Below are 23,481 nucleotides of genomic sequence, written 5' to 3'. Positions count from 1 at the left end.
GAAGGAATAGTCAATGGATATTATTCTTGGCGTAGGCATGTTTACCTTGATTATCCTGGCTCTAGTTTTAGTGATTTTATTCGCTAAATCTAAGCTAGTACCATCAGGTGACATTACTATCTCAGTAAACGGCGATCCAGAAAAAGCGATCACTACAGGTGCGGGCGGTAAACTACTGAATGCACTTTCTGCTAACGGTATTTTCGTATCATCAGCATGTGGTGGCGGTGGCTCTTGTGGTCAGTGTCGTGTAAAAGTTAAATCTGGTGGTGGTGATATTCTACCAACAGAACTTGATCACATTTCTAAAGGTGAAGCACGTGAAGGCGAACGTCTAGCGTGTCAGGTTAACGTTAAATCTGACATGGACATCGAGCTTCCTGAAGAAATTTTTGGTGTGAAGAAGTGGGAATGTTCTGTTATTTCTAACGATAACAAAGCAACCTTCATTAAAGAGCTTAAGCTTCAAATTCCTGATGGCGAAACAGTACCTTTCCGTGCTGGTGGTTACATTCAGATTGAAGCACCGGCTCACCACATTAAATACTCAGACTTTGATGTACCAGAAGAGTACCGTGGCGACTGGGATAAGTTTAACTTGTTCCGCTACGAGTCTAAGGTTGATGAAGATATCATCCGTGCTTACTCAATGGCTAACTACCCAGAAGAGTTCGGTATTATTTTGCTAAACGTACGTATTGCTACGCCGCCGCCGAATAATCCTGATGTAGCTCCTGGTCAAATGTCATCATTCATCTGGTCACTGAAAGAAGGTGACAAGTGTACTATTTCTGGTCCTTTCGGTGAGTTCTTCGCGAAAGACACTGAAAATGAAATGGTATTCGTAGGTGGTGGTGCAGGTATGGCGCCAATGCGTTCACATATCTTCGACCAACTTAAGCGTCTACACTCTAAGCGTAAGATGTCTTACTGGTACGGTGCACGTTCTAAGCGTGAAATGTTCTATGAAGAGGATTTTGATGCACTAGCTGCAGAGAACCCTAACTTTGTATGGCATTGTGCGCTATCAGATCCACAGCCTGAAGATAATTGGGATGGTTACACTGGCTTTATTCACAACGTTCTTTATGAAAACTACTTACGTGATCATGAAGCACCTGAAGATTGTGAGTACTACATGTGTGGTCCACCAATGATGAACGCAGCTGTTATCAGCATGCTGAAAGATCTTGGTGTTGAAGATGAAAACATTCTATTGGATGATTTCGGTGGCTAATTACTAGCCCTTCGCCTTGAAAGAAGGCTGGCCTATTAAGGTCAGCCTTTTTCATTATTAATGAATAATAATGTTATTTTTATTGTGGTTATTATCAGTTAGTAATGACTAACTATGGTCCCTAGAGTAAAAATTACCTTTATTTCATTGGAGTAGTTGAATGAAAATGTTCCTTATTCGGGCTGTATTTGTGATTACAGCATTGTTAGCGCTTGCCGGCTGTAGTGATCAGCGTCAGCAAATCACTATTAATGGCTCGACAATGGGAACCTATTATTCAATTAAAATAATAAATCAAGATGGTTTGCCAACAGCAAAAGAAATTCAAAAAGAGATCGATCGTCGTTTAGAGTTAGTTAACGATCAAATGTCGACTTACCGTCCAAATTCAGAATTAAGTTTATTTAATCAAGCACCAGCTAATAAAGCTTTTCCTGTCTCTGCGGCAACCGCGAAAGTGATCACTGAAGCGTTACGTATCTCTAAGGTTAGTAATGGTGCTTATGATGTGACTGTTGGACCTGTGGTTAATTTATGGAGCTTTGGCCCTGAAGCACGCCCTGAATCAATTCCAACCGATAAAGAAGTGACGACTCGCTTATCTGAAGTGGGTTATCAGCATGTGAAAGTTTTACCTGATAATAAACTTATTAAAGATGAAGCTAAGTTATATGTCGATTTATCATCAATCGCTAAAGGCTATGGTGTTGATGTGGTTGCTGATTATCTAAAAGATGATTTACACGTTAAAAACTTCATGGTTGATGTCGGTGGTGAGCTTCGCTTGCAAGGTAAAAATCAAGCCAATGTTTTATGGCGTATTGCTGTTGAAAAACCAGTAGAGAATGAACGTGCGGTACAAGAAATTCTTCAGGCGGGTGATATGGCGATTGCAACATCAGGTGATTATCGTAATTACTTTGATGAAAATGGCGTACGTTATTCACACTTGATTAACCCTAAAACTGGCCGTCCTATTGATAATCATGTAGTGTCGGTAACTGTTATTGCGCCATCATGCATGACGGCAGATGCTTATGCGACAACCTTCTCTGTAATGGGTGAGGATGAATCAATTGCACTAGCAAACCAAGAAAATATTCCTGTTATGTTGATTGTAAAAACCAAAGATGGCTTTGTTGAATACAAATCAAATACTTTTGAGCAATACGTAGATAAAAAATAATAGAGGCTTCCATGGCAATTTATTTAGTAACATTTGCTGTTTTTCTACTGGTTATTATTGCAATGGCTGTAGGGTATATTTTTCAGCGTAAGTCTGTTAGTGGTAGTTGTGGCGGTTTAGACGGCATTGGTATCGCAAAAGAATGTGATTGTCCTGAACCGTGTGATGCACGTAAAAAACGGGAAGCTCGTGCTGCACGTCAGGCTGAATGGAAGAAAAATCAGATTATATAATCAGTTTTAATCACACAATGTAAGTTATTACTTACTCTGAAACCTAGGTACGGCAACGAAATTGTCATGCCTGGGTTTTTTTATGTGTGTAATTTAAGTGAAATCCAAGCTGATAAAAAAGTGCTGTGATGTAGCTTCTGTTACATTCTCCATCGCCCCATTTGGAAAAATGGTCATTGCTATATTGGCACTGATTCAGTAAATTGTCGTATAATGACTGTATATAAAAACAGTTATTTGCTGTGTTCATTAATGAGTATTTGCTGTGACCAATCCATTGCCTATCCAACGTAAAATTATCCATGTTGATATGGATTGCTTTTATGCAGCTGTTGAAATGCGTGATAACCCGACTTTACGTGATATTCCAATCGCTATTGGTGGGCGTTCTGAGCAACGAGGGGTGGTGAGCACATGTAATTATCTCGCCCGTAAATATGGGGTGCATTCAGCAATGCCGACTGCACAAGCAATGAAACTGTGCCCGCATTTAACGTTAGTGCATGGACGAATGGAAATATATCGTCAAGTTTCTCAGCAAATACGGGCTATCTTTGCTCGCTACACCGATAAAATTGAACCGTTATCATTAGATGAAGCTTATTTAGATGTCAGTGATTGTGAGATGTTGCACGGCTCTGCAACCTTGATTGCACAACATATTCGACAAGCTATAGAACAAGAGTTGCAACTAACGGCATCTGCTGGCATTGCTCCGGTTAAATTTATTGCAAAAGTAGCATCTGATCTTAATAAGCCCAATGGTCAATATGTAGTAACCCCCGAACAAGTGGATGACTTTGTCGCAGAGCTAAAACTGGAGAAAATTCCAGGGGTTGGGAAAGTCACTATTCAAAAACTACATCAACAGGGATTGTATGTCGGCCGTGATGTTCAAAATTATGCACAACAGCAGCTACTGCAACAGTTCGGTAAGTTTGGACAATCATTATGGTTACGTGCCCATGGTATCGATGAGCGTGAAGTGATTGTGGAACGTCAGCGAAAATCTGTTGGCGTTGAACGTACGTTTAGTAAAAATATAGCCAGTTATGACGAATGTTGGCAGGTAATTGAGCACTTACATTTAGAGCTTGAACAGCGGTTGCGAAAAGTACGGCCGCAACTGAATATTGCTAAACAAGGGGTAAAATTAAAATTTGCCGATTTTCAGCAAACAACAGTAGAGCATAGTTACCCGTTATTGGATAAACAGCAATTTATACCACTGTTAACAGAAGCACTGACACGTCAACAAGGACGAGAAATTCGTCTTATTGGATTAAGTGTGGGTTTAGAGCAAGGATTAAAAGCCCAGCAGTTATCATTTAGTTTTGATAATAATAAAGATTAATACACCCCAATAAAAAACGGGCACGAGGCCCGTTTTGAATTCATACTTCAATTATTCGAGTTATTTTTTAACAGGAATATTTTTCAGAATCGCTAGCATTTGATCCCAGAACATTTGTACGGTATCAATTTTCACTTTCTCATCTGGAGAGTGAGGGAATTTGATTGTTGGGCCAAAAGATAGCATATCCATTTCTGGGTATGGTTCTTTAAATAGGCCACACTCAAGACCAGCGTGGATCACCATGATGTTAGGTTTATTTCCATACATCTGCTGATAGGTATCACGGAATACTTGCATGATTTCAGAATCAGCATCAGGTTTCCAACCTGGGTATGCGCCAGATGAAACACACTGTGCGCCAGTAAGTGCCGCTAATGATTGCAACATACCTTCAACGTAGCTACGACCAGAATCGATCAATGAACGAATCAGACATAGGATCGTTACTGTGTTTGTTTCAGTCGTGATTACACCCATGTTTAATGATGTTTCTACTACGCCTTCAATATCATCGCTCATGCGAATAACACCGTTAGGACAAACATTTAACGTATGCATTAAACGTGTTTGGTCAGCCAGTACCATAACATCGCTAGGTTGTGCACATGCTTCAGTAAATAAGGTAATGTCAGTTTCAACATGGCCTAATTCAGCACTAACGATTTGTTGGTAATGAGCAAATAACGTATTAAGCTTATCGATATTTGCCGCTGGTAATGTTGCAACAACGCTTGCTTCACGTGGTAGGGCATTACGTAAGCTACCACCAGTGAAATTGTTGATACGTAAATCAAGCTCATTAGCATGACCCACTAAGAAACGCGCCATTATTTTATTCGCGTTACCACGACCAGTATGAATATCACAGCCTGAGTGACCGCCTTTTAGGCCTTTAACAACTAATTTAATTGCTTGATGTTCAGCCGGAACAGCTTCGCGTTGAATATCAACGGTCAACGCAACATCAACACCGCCTGCGCAACCCATGTAAACTTCGCCTTCTTGCTCAGAGTCAGTATTCAATAGAATATCACCCTCAAGCCAGCCTGCTTCCAAACCAAAAGCACCTGTCATGCCTGTTTCTTCATCGATGGTTAATAATACTTCTAATGGACCATGTTCGATGTCTTTAGCCGCTAGAATGGCAAGGCAGGTAGCCATACCCATGCCATTGTCTGCACCTAGTGTTGTGCCTGTCGCCGTTACCCATTCACCATCAATAAATGGCAGAATTGGATCTTGAGTAAAGTCGTGGACAGTGTCTTCATTTTTTTGTGGCACCATATCAATGTGTGCTTGAAGTACAACGCCTTTACGGTTTTCCATGCCAGCTGTTGCTGGTTTTTTAATAATAACGTTGCCGGCATTATCACGACGAACATCTAATCCTTCCGCCTGTGCGAACGACACAATGTATTGTGCTAGTTGCTCTTCATATTTAGAAGGGTGAGGGATTGAACAAATCTGATCAAAGAAATGCCAAACAGCTTTTGGTGATAGTTGAGTAATTTCAGACACGGTAGCCTTCCTTTTAATATACGAGACTGGGCTAGTGTCATTTTGTAGGGTCTTAGCCGTAAAATGACAAAATAGGTAGCGAGTGTTTTTATCGCTTTGGTTTTAGCATATCACTCTGCCTTTAGGGGAGATAGGGCAAATAATAAAATCTTATAGCACTGATTTCTGCGATTATTACGGCACTGATGCCGTTATCCTCAATCATAATTGTGGTTATGTCTTTTATATGATCAAATGTGCTGAAAAACATCCAAAAAGAGAGGGATTGAAATATAACCAAATAATAATGTAATAAATTTACACGAAAAGCCATATCTCAAGTTAAAAAAGCAGAAAGTGTGATCTACTTAAAAAAAACGTTGTAAATTTATTTCATTTTGACTATAGTTTAGTCATGCCTAATTGATAGGCACAATGATTAACACGACATGTTCAGGATGAACCCGAGATATCGCCTCCAAGGAACCGAGAATAAGTGAGCCGCGATGGCAAGCCACTAACGATGACGTTGGTGTACTTATGACTAAGGTGATTTAAATGAAAATTTTTTCTTCAATGACACATTTTTGGAATAACCGTACTGTATATACAAGTAACTTCCATTACCCAACGCCGTACCGTTACTAATTAGATTTTATTGTTTTGTTGCTTTCAACGAAACAAATGCAAGTTTGTTCATCCCCTTAAATTAAGAATATCTCGATAACACTATCCAGTTATCTGCAACATTCTGCCGCCACTTCCCTTTGAAGTGGCGTTTTTTTAGCTGCTTTTTATGTTATACCCTCATTTTTATTCTGGTTATCGACCTTTATTAACACTTGTTTAGTTATTTAAAAAGTAAATGTTCAAAAAATAGCCATGGATGTTTTGTTTTTAATTAACTGATAAATATACTTTAAATAGACGTTACTTAAGTTATATCAAGACTGATAGTTATTGTTTTACGCTTTTCAACGATAAAATCTGGAAATTGCGTGATCGCATGATTATAATCAGCCCCGAAATGGATTGCGCAATCGTTTTCTATTTCTTGGCGTTGTTTGTTACTTTATTGCGTATCTCTAAGGAACCGAGAAGCATGCTAGAAAAGTTATTTAAACTCACTGAAAATGGCACAACTGTGCGCACTGAAATTATGGCAGGTGTTACTACCTTCCTGACAATGGCTTATATTATTTTTGTAAACCCCACTATGCTAGCCAGTACAGGAATGGATCAAGGTTCAGTGTTTGTTGCTACTTGTTTAGCGGCAATGATTGGCTGCTTTGTGATGGGTTTTTATGCTAACTATCCTGTCGCACAAGCACCGGGCATGGGACTTAACGCCTTTTTTACTTATACCGTTGTTTTAGGTATGGGTCATACATGGCAAGTGGCATTAGCAGCAGTATTTTTATCTGGCTTATGCTTTATTGCATTGAGTGTTATGCGCGTCCGTGAATGGATTATCAACGCGATTCCTCATTCATTACGTATCGGTATTTCAGCCGGTATTGGTCTGTTTTTAGCGTTCATTGCTTTGCAAACATCAGGCATTGTTGTGGCGAGTCCTGCAACATTAGTCACCGCCGGTGATTTAACCAGTTTTCCAGCAATAATGGCTGCACTCGGTTTTTTCCTGACGATTTCTTTAGTACAACGTGGTTTTAAAGCGGCGGTATTAATTGCGATTTTAATTGTAACTGCAATCAGCATTATTGTTGGTGAAGTGGATTACAACGGCATTATGTCAATGCCACCAAGCATTGCTCCAACCTTTATGCAGCTTGATTTTTCAGGCGCGATGGAAGTGGGGTTAATTTCAATTGTGTTTGCCTTTTTGTTTGTTGATTTGTTTGATACCGCAGGCACATTGGTCGGTGTTGCAACTAAAGCAAACTTAATTGGTGAAGACGGCAAATTACCGCGTTTAAACCGAGCACTATTAGCCGACAGTACTGCAACCTCGATTGGTGCACTATTGGGGACGTCAAATACCACATCTTTTGTTGAGAGTGTGTCGGGTGTCGCAGTTGGCGGTCGTACAGGTCTAACAGCCGTAACAGTTGGCGTGTTATTCTTATTAGCCTTATTTTTTGCCCCATTGGCTGGAATGGTTCCAGCCTATGCAACGGCGGGTGCGCTGTTTTATGTCGCGATTTTAATGATGTCAGGTTTGGTATCGATTGATTGGCGAGATTTAACAGAAGCGGCGCCGGTGGTGGTTGTGTGTTTACTAATGCCTTTAACTTATTCAATTGCGGAAGGTATTGGTCTTGGTTTTATCACATTTGCGGTCGTAAAAGCATTGAGTGGCAAGGGACGTGAAGTAAACATTAGTGTATGGGTTATTTCAGCGCTATTTCTTGCGAAGATTATTTTCTTATAAGCGTAATGTTATATACGTTTACATAAATTTATGCGGTTTTAAATCGCTGTTTCAGAGGTTGTTTTACTATGAGTAATAAATTCGTCATCACTTGGGATAACATGCAAATGTACACGCGCCAGCTAGCAGAAAAATTGCTACCAGCAGAGCAGTGGACAGGTATTATTGCAGTTAGTCGTGGCGGTTTAGTGCCAGCTGCTATTTTGGCGCGCGAATTAGGCATTCGTCATGTTGATACCGTATGTATCGCAAGCTACGATCATGATCACCAGCGAGATATGAAAGTGATCAAGCAAGCTGATGGTGACGGTGAAGGCTTTATCGTGGTTGATGACTTGGTTGATACTGGTGGTACTGCTGAAAAAATTCGTGAAATGTACCCACGCGCTAAGTTTGTAACAGTATGTGCTAAGCCTGCGGGTCAGCATTTAGTTGATGATTTTGTTGTTAGTATTCCACAAGATACTTGGATTGAACAACCTTGGGATATGGCGGTTACTTTCGTCGATCCTATTGCGAAAAAGTAATTCGTTTATTTCAGCACTGATTCAGCAATCAAGTTGTGTTGCGGTAATCATCGAGCTTGAAAACTAAGTTTTATCAAAGACGTCACGTTGTTGACGTCTTTTTTTATGGATTTTAGTTATTGGCAGCCGTTTAGGTATATTATCTAGGTCTATTAAGAGAAGTGATATATACGTTGGAGGATGCCGTGTCGGAACCATCAAAACAAAATTTATCAGAGAAGCTATTTGCTCCACGTCAAACCAGCAAAGAGACATCGAATATTGTTAAGATTGCGCATGTCCGTAGTGGGGATGTAAACAATGCTCTTGATGGTGAAAGTCAGCTTGAATGGTATCGTGTCTTACGTCGCCCACAATGGATATGGCAAGGTGTTGATCCTGTTGAGCAAGAAGCTGTTTTAGCGCGTATAGCGGGTTCTAATGCCCCTCGTACCAGTGATCATTTACTTGATACCGTTATTGGTTATCGTCCGGGTAACTGGATCTACGAATGGTCACAGTTAGCTTCAAATTATCAGCAATTAGCCCGTACGGCGGCTAATAATGGCGAGAAGCTAGCAGCATCAGAGCTATTATTTAAAGCCAGTACCCATTATAGCATTGCTGCTTATCCTTATATCAAAGGTGATCAGCTGGCTGATCAAGCTGAGTTACAGGCCAATCAAAGTTACCGAGAGGCAATTGAACTACGGCCGCATGATATGCGTAAGATTGATGTTAAATATGAAAATAAGACTTTTGAGGCATTCATTCATCTTCCGCGCACTGACAAATTATTACCGACAGTTATTGTCAGTGGTGGTTTAGCAACATTACAAAGTGATTTGTGGCGTTTATATGAAGATTATTTAGGCCCTGCTGGATATGCAATGGTCACGCTTGATATGCCATCTGTGGGCCACAGTGATCGCTGGAATTTAACCGAAGATACCAGCCGTTTGCACCAAGCGTTACTGCAACAAATCCGTGATGTGCCTTGGGTCGATAACCGCAATGTAGCAATGTTAGGGCTGCGTATGGGCGGTAATGCTGCAATTCGACTTGGGTTTATGGAGCCAACACGACTAAAAACCTGCGTTAGCATCGGGGGAGCTATCAATAGCTTTCTTACACAGCCGAAGTTATTAGATAAAATTCCACGGATGTATTTGGATGTATTGGCATCACGCATGGGTAAGAATGGCCAAGCTGAAGCAAGTATTAAATCTCATTTACCTGCGTGGTCATTAAAAAACCAAGGAATACTTGGTCGTCGCCGCGTTGACATTCCTATGCTTGGTATTGGTTTAAAAAACGATCCTGTTTGCCCAGAGATGGATAACCAATTGATTGCGTTATCAAGCTATGGTGGTAAAGCGATCACTTTACCTGCAAAACCTATTTATGATGGTTACCATCGCGTAATGACTGAAGTGGTTAAATGGCTTGATGATAAAATGAAATAATTATCACAGCGACAATATGAGATTTAACAGTAACGGAATCGTACTATTGTGCGATTCCGTTTTTTTATAACCAAATATATTGTCATGATATTGTTAGCAAAATTGATAGCTATGGTTTGTTATTTTGTTAAATATTATCCATACTATAATCAATTATTATTGTGCTAAGCGTATGTTTTAATACGTTAGGGATAATACCAAAGGTAGTAAGTATTACTTGCGAATTCAATACCGCTGACTATGGATGGACAAAACAATGACAATAGCAACAAGCTTTCCGCCGCATGGCCGTTTGATGTCTAAATTGACAGCAATAGGTCCTTATCTTCGTGAGAAAAAATCACAACCTCAACGGTTCTTTTTTGACTGTTTAGCCAGTTGTGTCAATGCTGAAAAAGAACCTGAACTACGTGAGTTTTGGGGCTGGTGGTTAGTGATGACGGCAACCGATACTGGCTATGAATATGAGTATGATTTTGGTCGCTTTAATGCCGCAGGTGAGTGGGTTGATGGTAAATTACCTGCAAAACATAAAGACGCTGTATTAAAAACATTAACGGATTTTTACTCAAAATTAACGCCCTTTATTATTGATGAGTGTCAATTAACATTGTCTCCCGCTGCAAAATTAACTCAAACCCCGCTAATTGAGTTATCAGCTAACTAAGCTAATTGATGGTTTAAGTTGACTCAAATGACCACTGGCGACATGAAATACTGCCGCTGTGAAATTCTCATAACGATGCACTGATATTGTCGCTACGTGGTATAGGGGTTATTCATTAAGGATGTTTATGCTTAAACATCCTTCTAAAGCCGATTAATATTGATTTTGTCATTGTTTTTTTCTTGTGCTTTTCGGTAGGGATTGATACAACAAAGAACATTTATTATTTCAATCTATTTGATCTCATGGCTGATTCAAAAAAATCTCAAGCACAACAGCAAGACGTTGCCGCAGGTGCCGCAACACATACAATTGTCGTCAAACTAGGAACTAGCGTGCTAACAGGTGGCACACTAAAACTTGATCGTGCCCACATGGTTGAGTTAGTGCGTCAATGCGCGATGTTACGTAGTCAAGGCCATAAAATTATTATTGTTACTTCTGGTGCGATCGCGGCTGGTCGTGAGCATTTAGGTTACCCCGAACTACCCAAAACGATGGCGAGTAAACAATTACTTGCCGCAGTTGGACAAGGCCGCTTAATTCAAGAGTGGGAAACCTTGTTTGGTATTTATGGGATCAATATTGGTCAAATGTTACTAACGCGCGCTGATTTAAATGATCGCGAACGCTATTTAAATGCGCGCGATATGTTGGTGGCGTTATTAGATAATGGCATTGTACCGGTTGTTAATGAAAATGACGCTGTTGCAACCACTGAGATCAAAGTCGGCGATAACGATAATCTCTCTGCGCTGGTGGGCATTTTAGGCGGTGCAGATAAACTATTATTAATGACAGACCAAGCAGGTTTATTTACTGCCGATCCACGTAGTAATCCTGATGCTGAATTGATCCATGAAGTACATACCATTGATGATAAATTACGTAAATTAGCCGGTGGTACTGTTGGTGGATTAGGCACTGGTGGTATGGCGACTAAGTTACAAGCCGCAGAAGTGGCTTGCCGTGCAGGTATTGAAGTTATTATTGCTGCGGGACGTCGCGTTGATGTGATCGTTGATCTTGCCGCTGGTAAAGCGGTGGGAACACGTTTTCTACCTTTAGAATCACCACTTGAAGGTCGTAAACAATGGATCCTTGCCGGTCCACCGCCAGCGGGTGATATTGTGATTGATGATGGTGCTGTAACCGCAGTGCAGCAAAAAGGCAGTAGTTTACTTGCTAAAGGGATCACTCAGGTAAAAGGCACCTTTGAACGTGGTGAAGTAGTCCGTATTTTTGATAGCAAAAACGTCTTACTAGCACGGGGTATTAGTCGTTATTCAAGTGATGATATGACTAAAATTGCGGGTAAGCACAGCCATGATATTCATCAGGTTTTAGGTTATGAATACGGTCATGCTGCTATTCACCGTGATGATATGGTCGTTATTTAGTCGTCGTGATAATTCACCCGATAACTTATCAGGCATTGAATTTGAATTTAAGTAAGGAATTATTGTGAATCTTGAAATAATGGGACAAGCGGCGCAGCAGGCTGCGTTTGAATTAGCGACCACTGCAACCTCGATAAAAAATACTGCACTAGCGATTATTGCAGATGAATTAGAAGCAAACCAAGCGGCTATTCTTGCGGCTAATAAGCAAGATACGGACGCTGCTATAGCGAGTGGTATGTCTGATGCGTTAATCGATCGTTTATTACTTAACGATGAGCGTATTTGTGCTATTGCCAACGATGTGCGCAATGTTATTAACTTAAATGATCCTGTTGGTGCAGAACTTGATAGTCGTGTACTTGAAAATGGTATGCGTTTAAGCCGCCGTCGAGTACCGTTAGGTGTTGTTGGTGTTATTTATGAAGCACGTCCTAATGTAACCATTGATATTGCAGCTCTGTGCCTTAAAACGGGTAATGCGAGTATTTTGCGTGGTGGCCGTGAGACGTTCCATTCGAATATGGCATTGGTAAAAGTCATTCAATCTGCATTAGCTAAAGCGGGTTTACCTGCAGCGTCTGTGCAATATATCGAACAGCCTGATCGTGAATATGTTTCGCAATTACTTAAGCTTGATCAATATGTTGATATGATCATTCCTCGTGGTGGTGCTGGTTTACATAAGATGTGTAAAGAAAATAGCACTATTCCCGTTATCATTGGCGGCTTTGGTATTAGCCATATGTATGTTGATGACAGTGCAGATTTATCCCGCTCATTAGATGTGGTTGAAAATGCGAAAGTACAACGGCCTTCTGCATGTAACTCATTGGATACGTTATTAGTTAACGAACAGATTGCGGCGACCTTTTTACCTCGTTTAGTTGAGCGCATGAATAAAGCCCAAGTAACCTTAGTGGCTGATGATGCTGCGTTTAATCTACTTGAAGGTAAAGCAAGCTTACTGCGTAAAGCAGAAGCGGGTGACTTTGATACTGAATGGTTAAGTTATACGTTAGGCGTTAAGGTTGTTGCTGATGTTGATGAAGCTATTGCGCATATGCGTAAACATAATGCTAGCCATTCAGATTCAATCTTGACCAATAACATTCAAGCGGCTGAGCGGTTTGTTAATGCAGCAGGTTCTGCGGCGGTATATGTGAATGCATCAACCCGTTTTACTGATGGTGCGCAATTTGGTTTAGGTGCAGAAGTTGCGGTATCTACACAAAAACTGCATGCACGAGGTCCGATGGGCTTAGAAGAATTGACCAGTTATAAATGGGTTGGTATTGCTGATTACCTGAGTCGTCCGTAACTAATAACATAATATAATACATATCAAAAAAGCTGCCGATAAAATGGCAGCTTTTTTATTGGTGTTAAATTGCTTGTTTAAGCTTCGCAAGCCCATATGCGGCAATGGTGACGCTATCTTTTAATTCACCGTTAATGATCATTGTTTCAAATTCAGTAATAGAAAAAGATTGGCTGATGAGATCTTCTTCTTCAGCATCTCGGTGTTGCTCTGGTGCTGAGTGGAGTTGGGTCGCGAGATAAATGTGACAGGTTTGATTTAAAAAACCATAAGCAATAAATTGGCTGCCAAGGTAGACCATGTTATCTGCAATTAATCCAGTTTCTTCTTGCAGTTCACCTTTTGCAAGATCAAGATGATCCGCATCCGGGTTTGCTTCCCATGCCCCTTGTGGAATTTCCCAACACCGTTGTTGAATACTATAGCGAAATTGCTGTACTAGATGAATGCGGCCATTATCAATCGCTAAAATAGCGGCACAATCGGGCTTTTCAACCACACCATAAATGCCTTCGGCACCGCTTTGACGCTGGATTTTATCTTCGCGTACTGTCATCCATTTATTTTGGTACACAATACGGCTATCTAATGTTTTTATATCAGTCATTTTTATCCTGTGAATGGTTGTTGTCGTGAGTGTTATGAGTATTTGTGGAGTGTGATGACTGAGAGTCGTCAAATGGTGTTTGCGGCGGGTGTCTTTTTTTGAGTCCTGTACGCATATAAGCGGTGTATTTTAAAGCGGCAATATTGCTGGCGATCACCGCAATAATAATCACACAGATAACCCAAGGATTAAAAAACCATTCCATATTCACCTCACAACGATAATGTCTATATCAATTCACTGCATCTTATATGCGTGATTGATCATGAGTCTAAATCATTGTTATAGAGTATCAAGAATGCCGGTTAGCTTCGATGGTTTCATGATAATAACAATGCATAATTATCTATCAAATATCGCATTATTAGCTGTTCAATAGTGTTATCTGAACAGCATTAATGATGAGGAACGTCGGTGGGGGGGAATTATAAAATATTGTTTAGAATCTGTTGGTACATGTCAGTTAGCCGTTCAAGATCGGTGACTTTAACGCATTCATTCACTTTATGAATAGTGGTATTAACGGGTCCTAGTTCCACCACTTGTGCACCTGTGCGTGCAATAAAACGGCCATCTGAAGTACCGCCTGTTGTCAGCAACTGTGGCGGAGTATGGTTAATGCCTGTGATGGCAGCAACAACGGCATCAACTAATGTACCACTGTCAGTTAAGAAGGGATGACCACTTAAGGTCCATTTTAAATCGTAGTCTAAGCCATGTGCGTCAAGGATTGAATGTACACGACGTTTAATATCAACATCGGTTAATTCTGTGCTGAAACGGAAATTAAACTGTATATCACATTGGCCGGGAATAACATTTGATGCGCCAGTGCCAGCGGCAATATTGGGGATCTGAAAGCTGGTTGGCGGAAAGAAGTCATTACCATTGTCCCAATGGGTTGCGGCTAATTCAGCTAATGCGGGTAGGGCTTTATGAATCGGATTATTGGCCAAATGTGGGTAGGCAACATGGCCTTGAATACCCTTAACGAGCAGATCACCGGTAATAGAACCACGACGACCATTTTTGACAATATCACCAACAGTATCAGTACTTGATGGCTCACCTACAATGCACATGTCTATTTTTTCATTACGTGCTTCAAGGGTGTCAATTACGCGAGTGGTACCATTAATAAATGGGCCTTCTTCATCAGAAGTGATCAGAAGTGCAATTGAACCATTATGATTGGGATTTTGGGCAATAAAACGTTCAATCGCAACAACCATACACGCCAGCGAACCTTTCATATCTGCGGCACCACGTCCATGTAAGTAGCCATCAATAATCGTGGGTTCAAAAGGTGGTGTATGCCATTGTTCTATAGGTCCTGAAGGCACAACATCGGTATGACCTGCAAACACAAACAGTGGTGCTTGAGTGCCACGACGAGCCCATAAATTTACCGTATCTTCAAATACCATGGTTTCAATATTAAACCCTAATGTTTGTAAGCGCGCGATCATAACTTGTTGGCAACCTGCGTCTTCAGGTGTGACTGAAGGACGAGACATTAAATCTTTTGCTAGTGTAATAACGGGACTGTCAGACATCCTTGTATCCTTGTTATTTAGTAAGAAAAATAGCGTTATATTGGTCAGGTTTAAAACCTAAGTAGTAATGATTATTATGCTGTAATAACGGGCGCTTAATCATGGCGGGTTGTTCTAGCATTAATTGTAATGCTGTCTCTCGATCAAGGTTGGCTTTTTGTTCTGCGGTTAATTGACGGAAAGTTGTACCGCGTTTATTGACCATGGCTTCCCAGCCAAGTGCTGCTTCAAAGATTTCAAGTTGTGCAAGATCAAGCCCATCAGTACGGTAGTCATGAAATTGATAAGCGATATTTTCAGCAGTAAACCATTGCTTCATTTTTTTGATGGTGTCGCAGTTTTTAATGCCATAAGCGATAGTGTTCATATTTGACTGACTTTTTTATAATAAGTAGATTATCTTTTATAGCGAGATTATTAGGTTATCGCAACCGTTGTACTTTTATTGGGAGTATTTACGGTAACTTACTTGAATGATGATAATCAGAATAATGCGAGCAAGTTCACCTTTATTTGTATCCATAATGATGAAACCGAATGTCTCGTTGATCAAACGCAACATCCTTGTTTGAGAACGGGCAATAATAGATACAGTATATTATGGAGGCCCCAATGGAACTGAATCCGGTTTTTGCCCGTAGACTTTATCTGGCTTTACTTGTTGAACACACGGAACGTCCTAATGTTCCTCGTTTAATTGAACAAACAGGTTGGCCCCGACGGACGATTCAAGATGTATTAAAAGCCTTACCTGGGCTTGGTATTGAATTGACTTTTATTCAGGATGGGCGACGTCATAATGATGGGTATTATAAATTAAGTGACTGGGGACCTTTTGACCTGCAATGGGTTGAATCGCGAGAACAGGATTTAATTACCTCTTTAGCGTTGTAAGCTAGTACTATCATAATGATTAATGACCGCAGTGTGTTTATCACTGCGGTTTTTTATGTATCTAATAACCTAAGGTTTGTAGATAAAGTACTGTTGCTGCCGTACGAGATTTGACTTGCAGTTTGCGTAATAAACTTTTCATATGCACTTTTACAGTGGCTTCTGAAATAAACAGTGAATTTGCAATAACCTTATTACTATGGCCTTTGGCTACTTCTTGTAATATTTGATTTTCTCTTTCCGTTAAGCTTGAAAATAATGTATTTTCAGTGCCATTGTTATTAAGAAATGCCGTTACAACTTCACTGTATGCTTTACCCCCCGTTAGTGCGGTTTTTAGTAAAGCGACTAATTCATCAGGCTCGGTATCTTTGAGTAAATAGCCATCAGCACCTGCATCGATAAGTGTTTTAATATCAGCATGGTTATCCGACACTGTAAGGATCACAATACAAGCATCTATGCCTTCATTACGAAGCGTAATCAGAGTATCTAAACCTGAAATACCTTTCATGTTTAGATCTAACAAAATTAGATCTACGGGCAGTTTATGGGCGAGGGCAATGGCTTCATTACCATTACTGGCTTCACCAATAACATCAAATTTAGTATCGAAACTCAATAACTGGCCAATACCTCTACGCATTAATGGATGATCATCGACGATCATTACTTTCCAAGGTGTCATCTTTTTATCCTTCTGATAATGCGAATTGCAACTTAACTTGACTGCCAACGCCGATTTGAGAGTAAAGGGTTAATTCGCCCTTTAAGCGAGAAGCACGCTCTTGCATGATGTTTAAGCCATAGTGATTAAGTTTTGAGTTTGAGGGATCAAACCCAACCCCATCATCAGCAATTTCAACATTAATAATGCCGTGTTGTTGATGACATGAAATTTTGATTTGCTTGGCATCAGCATGCTTGATTGCATTTAATACTGCTTCACGAATAATCTGTAATAAATGGACCTGATTATGTGCAATTAATGCCATTGATGGTAAGTGATTTTCAATGTTAAATTGCGCTGGCGTTTGTTCCCGTAATGGTATTAATAATTGTGTTAATGCTTCACTGAAATTGGCTTCTTTGATGGTTAATCTAAAGGTACTCAATAACTCGCGTAATTGGGTGTAAGCATTTGATAGCTCTTCATCAATAGTTTGTATGGTTTGTTGCTGGCGATTGTCGGTATTAGTAAGTTGTCGTTTTAATAGTGTTAATTGAATTTTAAGATACGATAATGACTGTGCTAATGAGTCATGCAGCTCACGAGCAATTGTCGCTCGCTCTTCCATTAATAATAACTGCTCGGTCTGTTTTTGAGTTCGGTTGTAATAAATTCCACGGCTTAAAATATTAGCGATATTTTCAATCAATGCCAGATCAGGACAAGGCAATTGATATTGCCACCATAGTTGCCCCATTGTTTCACCATCAATTAATAATTGCTGTCGGTGCCAAGTGGTTGATTGTTCTTCACCGACGGTAATTTCAGTGGTGGTGCCATTTGATTCTTCAATAATTAACTTAGCTGCAGTTAAACCATCAATCGCAATTAATGTTTCCAACATCTGTTGAAAATGGTGATGAGTTAAACGGCTAACTGATAGTTGTTGCGAGCAGTTATATAACACTTTCAACGATTCATTAGCATGGCGCAGACGGTGAGTTTTTTCATTGACGCTTTGTTCTAAATCGTAATAAAAATTATTTAAATCTGCAGCCATTTGGGTAAATGTGCGCGCTAAAATTCCTAATTCGTTTTTACTCTTATTATTGATGGTTAATGAAAATTGATGTTGCTTAATTTGTTTACATCCCGCCATTAATTGATTGAGCGGGGCTACAATTTGGCGCTGTGTAAATTGGATTGTAAATAACACCACCATCAAAATGAGTAATAAACCTACCGCACTAATAAGTGCTAAAAGATGTAACTTGTTTTCGGATGATTGTTGTAATTCAAAGACAAATTGATCGATGCGCTCTACAAAAGGGGCGACTTGAATTAAATAGCCATCCTTATCTATTTGATCTAATTCTGAACGTACAGCCTGCCATGTTAAGAGTAATTCTGTGTAATGGTGCTGTATTGTTTGTGGAGTGTACCAACGATGTAATTCCTGCATTGTTGGCGATGTCAGTGATTGATCAAACTCAATAGTATGGGAGTTAAGCAATGGAGATTGAGTTTCGATATCAAATGCCAAGCGATAACTTTGCATTCTTAGTGAGCCTGCTGTGTTGATTGCTGCCGCATCGTTAAGACTCGAAACTAACATACATAGCGCTAAGCTCGTCGTTGTCGCAACTAAAAATAGAATAGTTACCATTGAACGACCAATTGTGGTGGTAACGGAATTAACTTTTTGCTGTTGCATGAATTGCCGCCAACCTATAAATATGAATGATTGTTAATGGAAAGGGATGCTAGGTATTATTTATTAGGATTATATTGAGTCTGCTAATTTTGCACTGACTGATTAAACGATAAATTTGCAAATATTAGATATTATCCACTATGTTTTATTGATCTAGATCAAAGTATAGGGTCAATTACCCCTTAGGGGGTATGTTCGCAGTTATGACGATATTTAAAAATAACGTAAAAGAACATTAATAGAAAGTGAATGACAGCAAGAGAGATTAATTGGTCATCATATAATGTTTACATATATAAAGGAGAGCGCTGTGATTAATCGTTCTCGTCGAGGTTTTTTTACTCGTAAGCAGCTATCTCCACAGCCACGCTTGCCTTGGATAAAGGACGAAAATACCTTCACTGATCATTGTCTACGTTGTAATGCTTGTATTGATGCTTGCCAAACAAAGGTGATTATAAAAGGTGATGGTGGTTTTCCAGTGGTGGATTTTCATCATGGGGAAGGTGAATGTAGTTTTTGCTATCAATGTGCAGATGTGTGCCCTGAACCTTTATTTGAGCTCCAATCCCAACCTCCATGGACACAAGTGGCTACGATTAATTCATCGTGTCTCGCACTCAATAACATTGAATGCCGTAGTTGTGGCGACCAATGTGAAACACAAGCAATCACTTTTTCTTTACAAGTGGCAAAGGTTGCTCAACCTGTTATCAATCAGGCTGATTGCAGTGGATGTGGTGCATGTATAAGCGGTTGCCCTGTGGCTGCGATTGAAATGATAACGCCTTAAATTTAAAGAATTATAGAGAGTAAACATGACATTAAATGAAGTGCATACCTCAAGCCTTATCGTTCACGTTAAGCCACAATATTTAGCAACGATTAGCCAACAGATTTTAGCAATACCGAACACCGAAATTCCTGCGACAAGTGAAGAAGGGAAAATTATCGTAGTACTTGAGACAGAGAACCAAGGCTACGTAACAGATGCAATTGATAAAATTAATAATTTAGATCATGTATTAATTACTTTTTTGGTCTATCACCATATTGAGCACTACGATACACAAGCTGAGGGTAAGCTATGAAAATGACAAGAAGAGCATTTGTGAAAGCAAATGCTGCAGCATCAGCTGCTGCGGTAGCGGGTATTTCGTTACCAGCATCAGCGACGAATTTAATTGTGAGTTCTGATGAAACGAAGATTAAATGGGATAAAGCGCCTTGTCGTTTTTGTGGTACGGGTTGTTCAGTGTTAGTCGGGACTCAAAATGGACGAGTGGTTGCGACGCAAGGTGATCCCAAAGCACCTGTAAACAAAGGCCTTAACTGTATTAAAGGCTATTTTTTATCGAAAATAATGTACGGTAAAGATCGTTTACAAACGCCATTATTACGCATGAAAGATGGTGAGTACCATAAAGAAGGCGAGTTCACGCCTATTTCATGGGATCACGCGTTTGATGTGATGGCTGAGAAATGGAAAGCAGCATTGAAAAAGCAAGGCCCTACAGGTGTTGGTATGTTTGGCTCAGGCCAATGGACTGTCATGGAAGGCTATGCGGCTTCTAAAATGATGAAAGCAGGCTTTCGTTCAAACAATATCGATCCCAATGCCCGTCACTGTATGGCGTCTGCGGTAGTTGGCTTTATTCGTACCTTTGGTATTGATGAGCCGATGGGGTGTTATGATGATTTAGAGCATGCAGATGTGTTTGTACTTTGGGGTTCAAACATGGCTGAAATGCACCCTGTATTATGGACACGAATGACTGATCGTCGTTTAAGTCATCCCCATGTAAAAGTAAATGTGTTGTCGACTTATGAGCACCGTTCGTTTGAATTAGCTGATAATGGCATGATTTTCCATCCGCAAACTGATTTAGCTATTGCTAACTATATCGCTAATTACATCATTGAAAACGATGCTGTGAATTGGGATTTTGTTAATAAACATACTCATTTCAAACGTGCTCAAACGGATATTGGCTACGGTTTACGTGATGATAATCCATTACAAAAGCAAGCTGAAAACCCTAATTCAGGCGAACTATTCCCAATGACATTTGACGAATATAAAGCGTCAGTTGCGGAATATACCCTTGAAAAAGCATCACAAATGTCAGGTGTTGAACCTGAAAAACTGGTTGAGTTAGCTAAATATTATGCCGATCCTAAACTCAAAGTAATGTCTTTATGGACCATGGGAATGAACCAACATACTCGTGGTGTATGGATGCAAAGTTTGGTTTATAACTTGCATTTATTAACCGGTAAAATTTCAACGCCGGGTAATAGTCCATTTTCATTAACCGGTCAGCCTTCAGCATGTGGTACTGCACGTGAAGTAGGTACGTTTGCTCACCGTTTACCGGCTGATTTACTGGTTGCTAATCCTAAGCACCGTGCTATTGCTGAAAATATTTGGAAGTTGCCTGAAGGTACGATTCCACCTAAACCGGGTTACCACGCCGTGCAGCAAGATCGAATGCTGAATGACGGTAAATTAAACGCGTATTGGGTGATGTGTAATAACAACATGCAAGCGGGTCCTAATATTAATGAAGAGCGTTTACCGGGTTACCGTAATCCAGATAACTTTATTGTCTGTTCTGACCCTTACCCAACGGTTACCGCTCAAGCGTCTGATCTGATTCTACCAACGGCTATGTGGGTTGAAAAAGAAGGCGCTTATGGTAATGCTGAGCGTCGTACTCAAGCTTGGTATCAACAAGTTAAAGCGCCTGGTGATGCTAAGTCTGATTTATGGCAGATCATGGAGTTTTCAAAGCGGTTTAAGGTTGAAGAAGTGTGGGATGAAGCATTACTTAATAAGATGCCTCAGTACCGCGGTAAAACGATGTACGATATTTTATTCCTTAATGGTCACGTTGATAAATTCCCATTAACCGAAGCGCAACCATTGAATGATGATGCTCAAGCGCAAGGTTATTACGTTCAAAAAGGGCTCTTTGAAGAGTACGCAAGTTTTGGTCGTGGTCATGGGCATGATTTAGCACCTTATGATACTTACCATAAAGTTCGTGGTTTACGTTGGCCTGTTGTGGATGGTAAAGAAACCCAATGGCGCTTTAAAGAAGGCACTGATCCCTACGCTAAAAAAGGCACTGGCTGGGACTTTTATGGCAAACCTGATGGTAAGGCGTTAATCATTTCAGCACCCTATGAAGCGCCACCGGAAGTGCCTGATCAAGATTATGATATGTGGTTGTGTACTGGACGTGTGTTAGAGCATTGGCACACAGGTACCATGACGCGTCGTGTACCAGAACTATATAAAGCGGTGCCAGATGCATCGTGCTACATCAATCCACAAGATGCAAAAGCCCGTAACCTTCGTCGTGGTGATGAAGTGTTATTGTCATCGCGCCGTGGTGAAGTACGCTGTCGAGTGGAAACGCGTGGTCGTAATCGTCCACCGGTTGGATTGGTCTTTGTACCGTTCTTTGATGCCAATATTTTAGTTAATAAATTGATCTTGGATGCAACTGATCCATTGTCGAAACAGACAGATTTTAAGAAATGTCCTATCAAGATCACCAAGATCTAATCAATTAATTCAGCGGACGAGGGTTGTCGTTCGCTGTAACTAGAATATGTACAGAAACGGAGAACAGCATGAAGAAATTAATTTTTGCAGTATTAGTTGCAGGACTGATGCTCACCGGCATTGCACATAGTGATGATAACAATGTTACGACAGCAACTGAAACCGCGAAGACAACGGCAAATATTGCCGCTGCAGCTAAATTAGATAATCCCGGTGGCATTGGTGGACTTGAGTCATTACGTGGTTTGGCTGAAATTGAAGCAACACGCCCAGCGGATCTAATGAAGCATTACCCAAAGGATCAAGGGGTAATAGACAGTGATTATATTTATCAGCCACCGCTGATCCCACATACCATTCGTCACTACGAAGTGTCACTTAATGCCAATAAGTGTCTTGCTTGTCATAGTTGGAAAAATGCCAAAGAGATGGGGGCAACCAAGATCAGTGTGACCCATTATGTGTCACCACAGCAAGGCCAAGTGTTGTCTGATGTATCACCAAGCCGTTATTTTTGTTTGCAGTGCCATGTGCCTCAAGCAGACGCTAAGCCATTAGTTGAAAATGACTTTAAACGTGTAAGTGCATTACGTTAATCGTGACTGAATAGTAAAAAGGTTGATCTATGAAGTTGTTAAAAACATTTTGGTTACGACTAAAAACACCCAGCAAAGTCGCTGTCGGGCTTGTTCTCTTTATGGGATTTATGGGCGGACTATTATTCTGGGGCGGGTTTAATACCGTAATGGAAAAAACTAACTCAGAAGAATTCTGTGCTGGTTGTCATGCGCCAATCGTAAAAGAGATTCAAGAAACGATACACTTTTCTAACCGATCAGGGGTAAGGGCAATTTGTTCTGATTGTCATGTACCTCATAATTGGACGGATAAAATTGTGCGTAAGGTACAGGCTTCAAAAGAAATTGTTGCTCATATGATGGGTACAATTGATACCCCTGAAAAGTTTAATGCTCGTCGTGGTCATTTAGCTGAACGAGAATGGCAACGTATGAAAAATAACGATTCTCAAGAATGCCGTAATTGTCATCAGTTCAATTATATGGACTTTTCTGAGCAAGCGCCACGTAGTGCAAAACAGCATTCGACCGCATTAGCATCTGGCGATAAAACCTGTGTTGATTGCCATAAGGGGATTGCCCATAAGTTACCAGACATGAAAGATGTGGCTGGGTGGCAATAAACC

The 23,481-nt window shown here is 40.4% G+C and carries 23 protein-coding genes; 16 read left to right on the top strand and 7 right to left on the bottom strand.

The window, feature by feature from the left end; genetic code table 11:
- Positions 1-13: 13 nt before the first annotated feature.
- From nqrF to dinB, 4 genes are all read left to right on the top strand, one after another.
- The gene (nqrF, locus tag C9I86_RS09230) at positions 14-1,237 is read left to right on the top strand and encodes an NADH:ubiquinone reductase (Na(+)-transporting) subunit F (RefSeq protein ID WP_080157106.1); all 1,224 of its coding nucleotides are present in this window, start codon (positions 14-16) and stop codon (positions 1,235-1,237) included.
- Between the two features lie 160 nt (positions 1,238-1,397).
- Positions 1,398-2,423, top strand: a complete 1,026-nt coding sequence (locus tag C9I86_RS09225; RefSeq protein ID WP_107276203.1) for an FAD:protein FMN transferase — start codon at positions 1,398-1,400, stop codon at positions 2,421-2,423.
- An 11-nt stretch (positions 2,424-2,434) separates the two neighbouring features.
- Positions 2,435-2,656 (top strand): (Na+)-NQR maturation NqrM, encoded by a 222-nt coding sequence (gene nqrM / locus C9I86_RS09220; protein ID WP_036795773.1) that lies wholly within the window; start codon positions 2,435-2,437, stop codon positions 2,654-2,656.
- A 265-nt stretch (positions 2,657-2,921) separates the two neighbouring features.
- Entirely contained in the window at positions 2,922-4,010 is a 1,089-nt protein-coding gene (gene dinB / locus C9I86_RS09215) for a DNA polymerase IV (protein WP_107276202.1), read from the top strand.
- A gap of 60 nt (positions 4,011-4,070) precedes the next feature.
- Here dinB and C9I86_RS09210 read toward each other — a convergent pair whose 3' ends face one another.
- On the bottom strand, positions 4,071-5,531 hold the full coding sequence (locus C9I86_RS09210; protein WP_107276201.1) for an aminoacyl-histidine dipeptidase: 1,461 nt from the start codon (positions 5,529-5,531) through the stop codon (positions 4,071-4,073).
- A 1,081-nt stretch (positions 5,532-6,612) separates the two neighbouring features.
- Between C9I86_RS09210 and C9I86_RS09205 the strand changes: the two genes are divergently transcribed.
- The 6 genes from C9I86_RS09205 (at position 6,613) to C9I86_RS09180 (ending at position 13,262) form a co-directional block, all read left to right on the top strand.
- The gene (locus C9I86_RS09205; RefSeq protein ID WP_107276200.1) at positions 6,613-7,902 is read left to right on the top strand and encodes an NCS2 family permease; all 1,290 of its coding nucleotides are present in this window, start codon (positions 6,613-6,615) and stop codon (positions 7,900-7,902) included.
- 68 nt (positions 7,903-7,970) lie between these two features.
- On the top strand, positions 7,971-8,429 hold the full coding sequence (gene gpt / locus C9I86_RS09200; protein WP_080157097.1) for a xanthine phosphoribosyltransferase: 459 nt from the start codon (positions 7,971-7,973) through the stop codon (positions 8,427-8,429).
- 185 nt (positions 8,430-8,614) lie between these two features.
- Positions 8,615-9,874, top strand: coding sequence for an esterase FrsA (gene frsA / locus C9I86_RS09195; RefSeq protein ID WP_107276199.1), 1,260 nt, complete (start codon positions 8,615-8,617; stop codon positions 9,872-9,874).
- A 256-nt stretch (positions 9,875-10,130) separates the two neighbouring features.
- On the top strand, positions 10,131-10,541 hold the full coding sequence (gene crl, locus C9I86_RS09190) for a sigma factor-binding protein Crl (protein WP_080157093.1): 411 nt from the start codon (positions 10,131-10,133) through the stop codon (positions 10,539-10,541).
- A gap of 245 nt (positions 10,542-10,786) precedes the next feature.
- Positions 10,787-11,941: a glutamate 5-kinase gene (proB, locus tag C9I86_RS09185; RefSeq protein WP_080157091.1), complete on the top strand. Its 1,155-nt coding sequence runs from the start codon at positions 10,787-10,789 to the stop codon at positions 11,939-11,941.
- Positions 11,942-12,020: 79 nt separating this feature from the next.
- A complete protein-coding gene (locus tag C9I86_RS09180; RefSeq protein WP_199190771.1) occupies positions 12,021-13,262 on the top strand; it encodes a glutamate-5-semialdehyde dehydrogenase in 1,242 nt (413 codons plus the stop codon).
- A gap of 64 nt (positions 13,263-13,326) precedes the next feature.
- Here the strand turns inward: C9I86_RS09180 and C9I86_RS09175 are convergent, their stop codons facing one another.
- The 4 genes from C9I86_RS09175 to C9I86_RS09160 all read right to left on the bottom strand — a co-directional run bounded on the left by C9I86_RS09175 (position 13,327) and on the right by C9I86_RS09160 (position 15,792).
- Positions 13,327-13,869 (bottom strand): NUDIX hydrolase, encoded by a 543-nt coding sequence (locus C9I86_RS09175; protein WP_107276197.1) that lies wholly within the window; start codon positions 13,867-13,869, stop codon positions 13,327-13,329.
- The gene (locus C9I86_RS09170; protein ID WP_107276196.1) at positions 13,862-14,074 is read right to left on the bottom strand and encodes a DUF2897 family protein; all 213 of its coding nucleotides are present in this window, start codon (positions 14,072-14,074) and stop codon (positions 13,862-13,864) included. Before C9I86_RS09170 ends, C9I86_RS09175 begins: the two co-directional genes overlap by 8 nt.
- A 220-nt stretch (positions 14,075-14,294) precedes the next feature.
- On the bottom strand, positions 14,295-15,425 hold the full coding sequence (dapE, locus tag C9I86_RS09165; protein ID WP_107276195.1) for a succinyl-diaminopimelate desuccinylase: 1,131 nt from the start codon (positions 15,423-15,425) through the stop codon (positions 14,295-14,297).
- Between the two features lie 13 nt (positions 15,426-15,438).
- Positions 15,439-15,792, bottom strand: coding sequence for an ArsC family reductase (locus tag C9I86_RS09160; RefSeq protein WP_080157084.1), 354 nt, complete (start codon positions 15,790-15,792; stop codon positions 15,439-15,441).
- 245 nt (positions 15,793-16,037) lie between these two features.
- On the opposite strand from C9I86_RS09160, the gene C9I86_RS09155 reads away from it, so the two are divergent.
- Positions 16,038-16,319 carry a helix-turn-helix domain-containing protein gene (locus C9I86_RS09155; protein ID WP_036795756.1) on the top strand — a complete coding sequence of 94 codons (282 nt, stop codon included), beginning with the start codon at positions 16,038-16,040 and terminating at the stop codon, positions 16,317-16,319.
- 61 nt (positions 16,320-16,380) lie between these two features.
- On the opposite strand, the gene C9I86_RS09150 is transcribed toward C9I86_RS09155, so the two are convergent.
- The gene (locus C9I86_RS09150; RefSeq protein ID WP_199190768.1) at positions 16,381-17,007 is read right to left on the bottom strand and encodes a response regulator; all 627 of its coding nucleotides are present in this window, start codon (positions 17,005-17,007) and stop codon (positions 16,381-16,383) included.
- 4 nt (positions 17,008-17,011) lie between these two features.
- The gene (gene narQ / locus C9I86_RS09145; RefSeq protein WP_080157083.1) at positions 17,012-18,703 is read right to left on the bottom strand and encodes a nitrate/nitrite two-component system sensor histidine kinase NarQ; all 1,692 of its coding nucleotides are present in this window, start codon (positions 18,701-18,703) and stop codon (positions 17,012-17,014) included.
- Between the two features lie 310 nt (positions 18,704-19,013).
- On the opposite strand from narQ, the gene napF reads away from it, so the two are divergent.
- The 5 genes from napF (at position 19,014) to C9I86_RS09120 (ending at position 23,478) form a co-directional block, all read left to right on the top strand.
- Positions 19,014-19,496: a ferredoxin-type protein NapF gene (gene napF, locus C9I86_RS09140; RefSeq protein WP_107276194.1), complete on the top strand. Its 483-nt coding sequence runs from the start codon at positions 19,014-19,016 to the stop codon at positions 19,494-19,496.
- 25 nt (positions 19,497-19,521) lie between these two features.
- Positions 19,522-19,794: a chaperone NapD gene (locus tag C9I86_RS09135; protein WP_080157079.1), complete on the top strand. Its 273-nt coding sequence runs from the start codon at positions 19,522-19,524 to the stop codon at positions 19,792-19,794.
- Entirely contained in the window at positions 19,791-22,277 is a 2,487-nt protein-coding gene (gene napA, locus C9I86_RS09130) for a periplasmic nitrate reductase subunit alpha (protein WP_080157077.1), read from the top strand. Before C9I86_RS09135 ends, napA begins: the two co-directional genes overlap by 4 nt.
- A gap of 68 nt (positions 22,278-22,345) precedes the next feature.
- A complete protein-coding gene (locus C9I86_RS09125) occupies positions 22,346-22,873 on the top strand; it encodes a nitrate reductase cytochrome c-type subunit (protein ID WP_080157075.1) in 528 nt (175 codons plus the stop codon).
- A 29-nt stretch (positions 22,874-22,902) separates the two neighbouring features.
- On the top strand, positions 22,903-23,478 hold the full coding sequence (locus C9I86_RS09120) for a NapC/NirT family cytochrome c (RefSeq protein ID WP_060999543.1): 576 nt from the start codon (positions 22,903-22,905) through the stop codon (positions 23,476-23,478).
- Positions 23,479-23,481: the final 3 nt, after the last annotated feature.

This window comes from Photobacterium sp. NCIMB 13483 (assembly GCF_003025475.1).
GTDB classification, from domain to species: Bacteria; Pseudomonadota; Gammaproteobacteria; order Enterobacterales; family Vibrionaceae; genus Photobacterium; species Photobacterium piscicola.
This window is presented reverse-complemented; position numbering and strand designations above follow the sequence as displayed.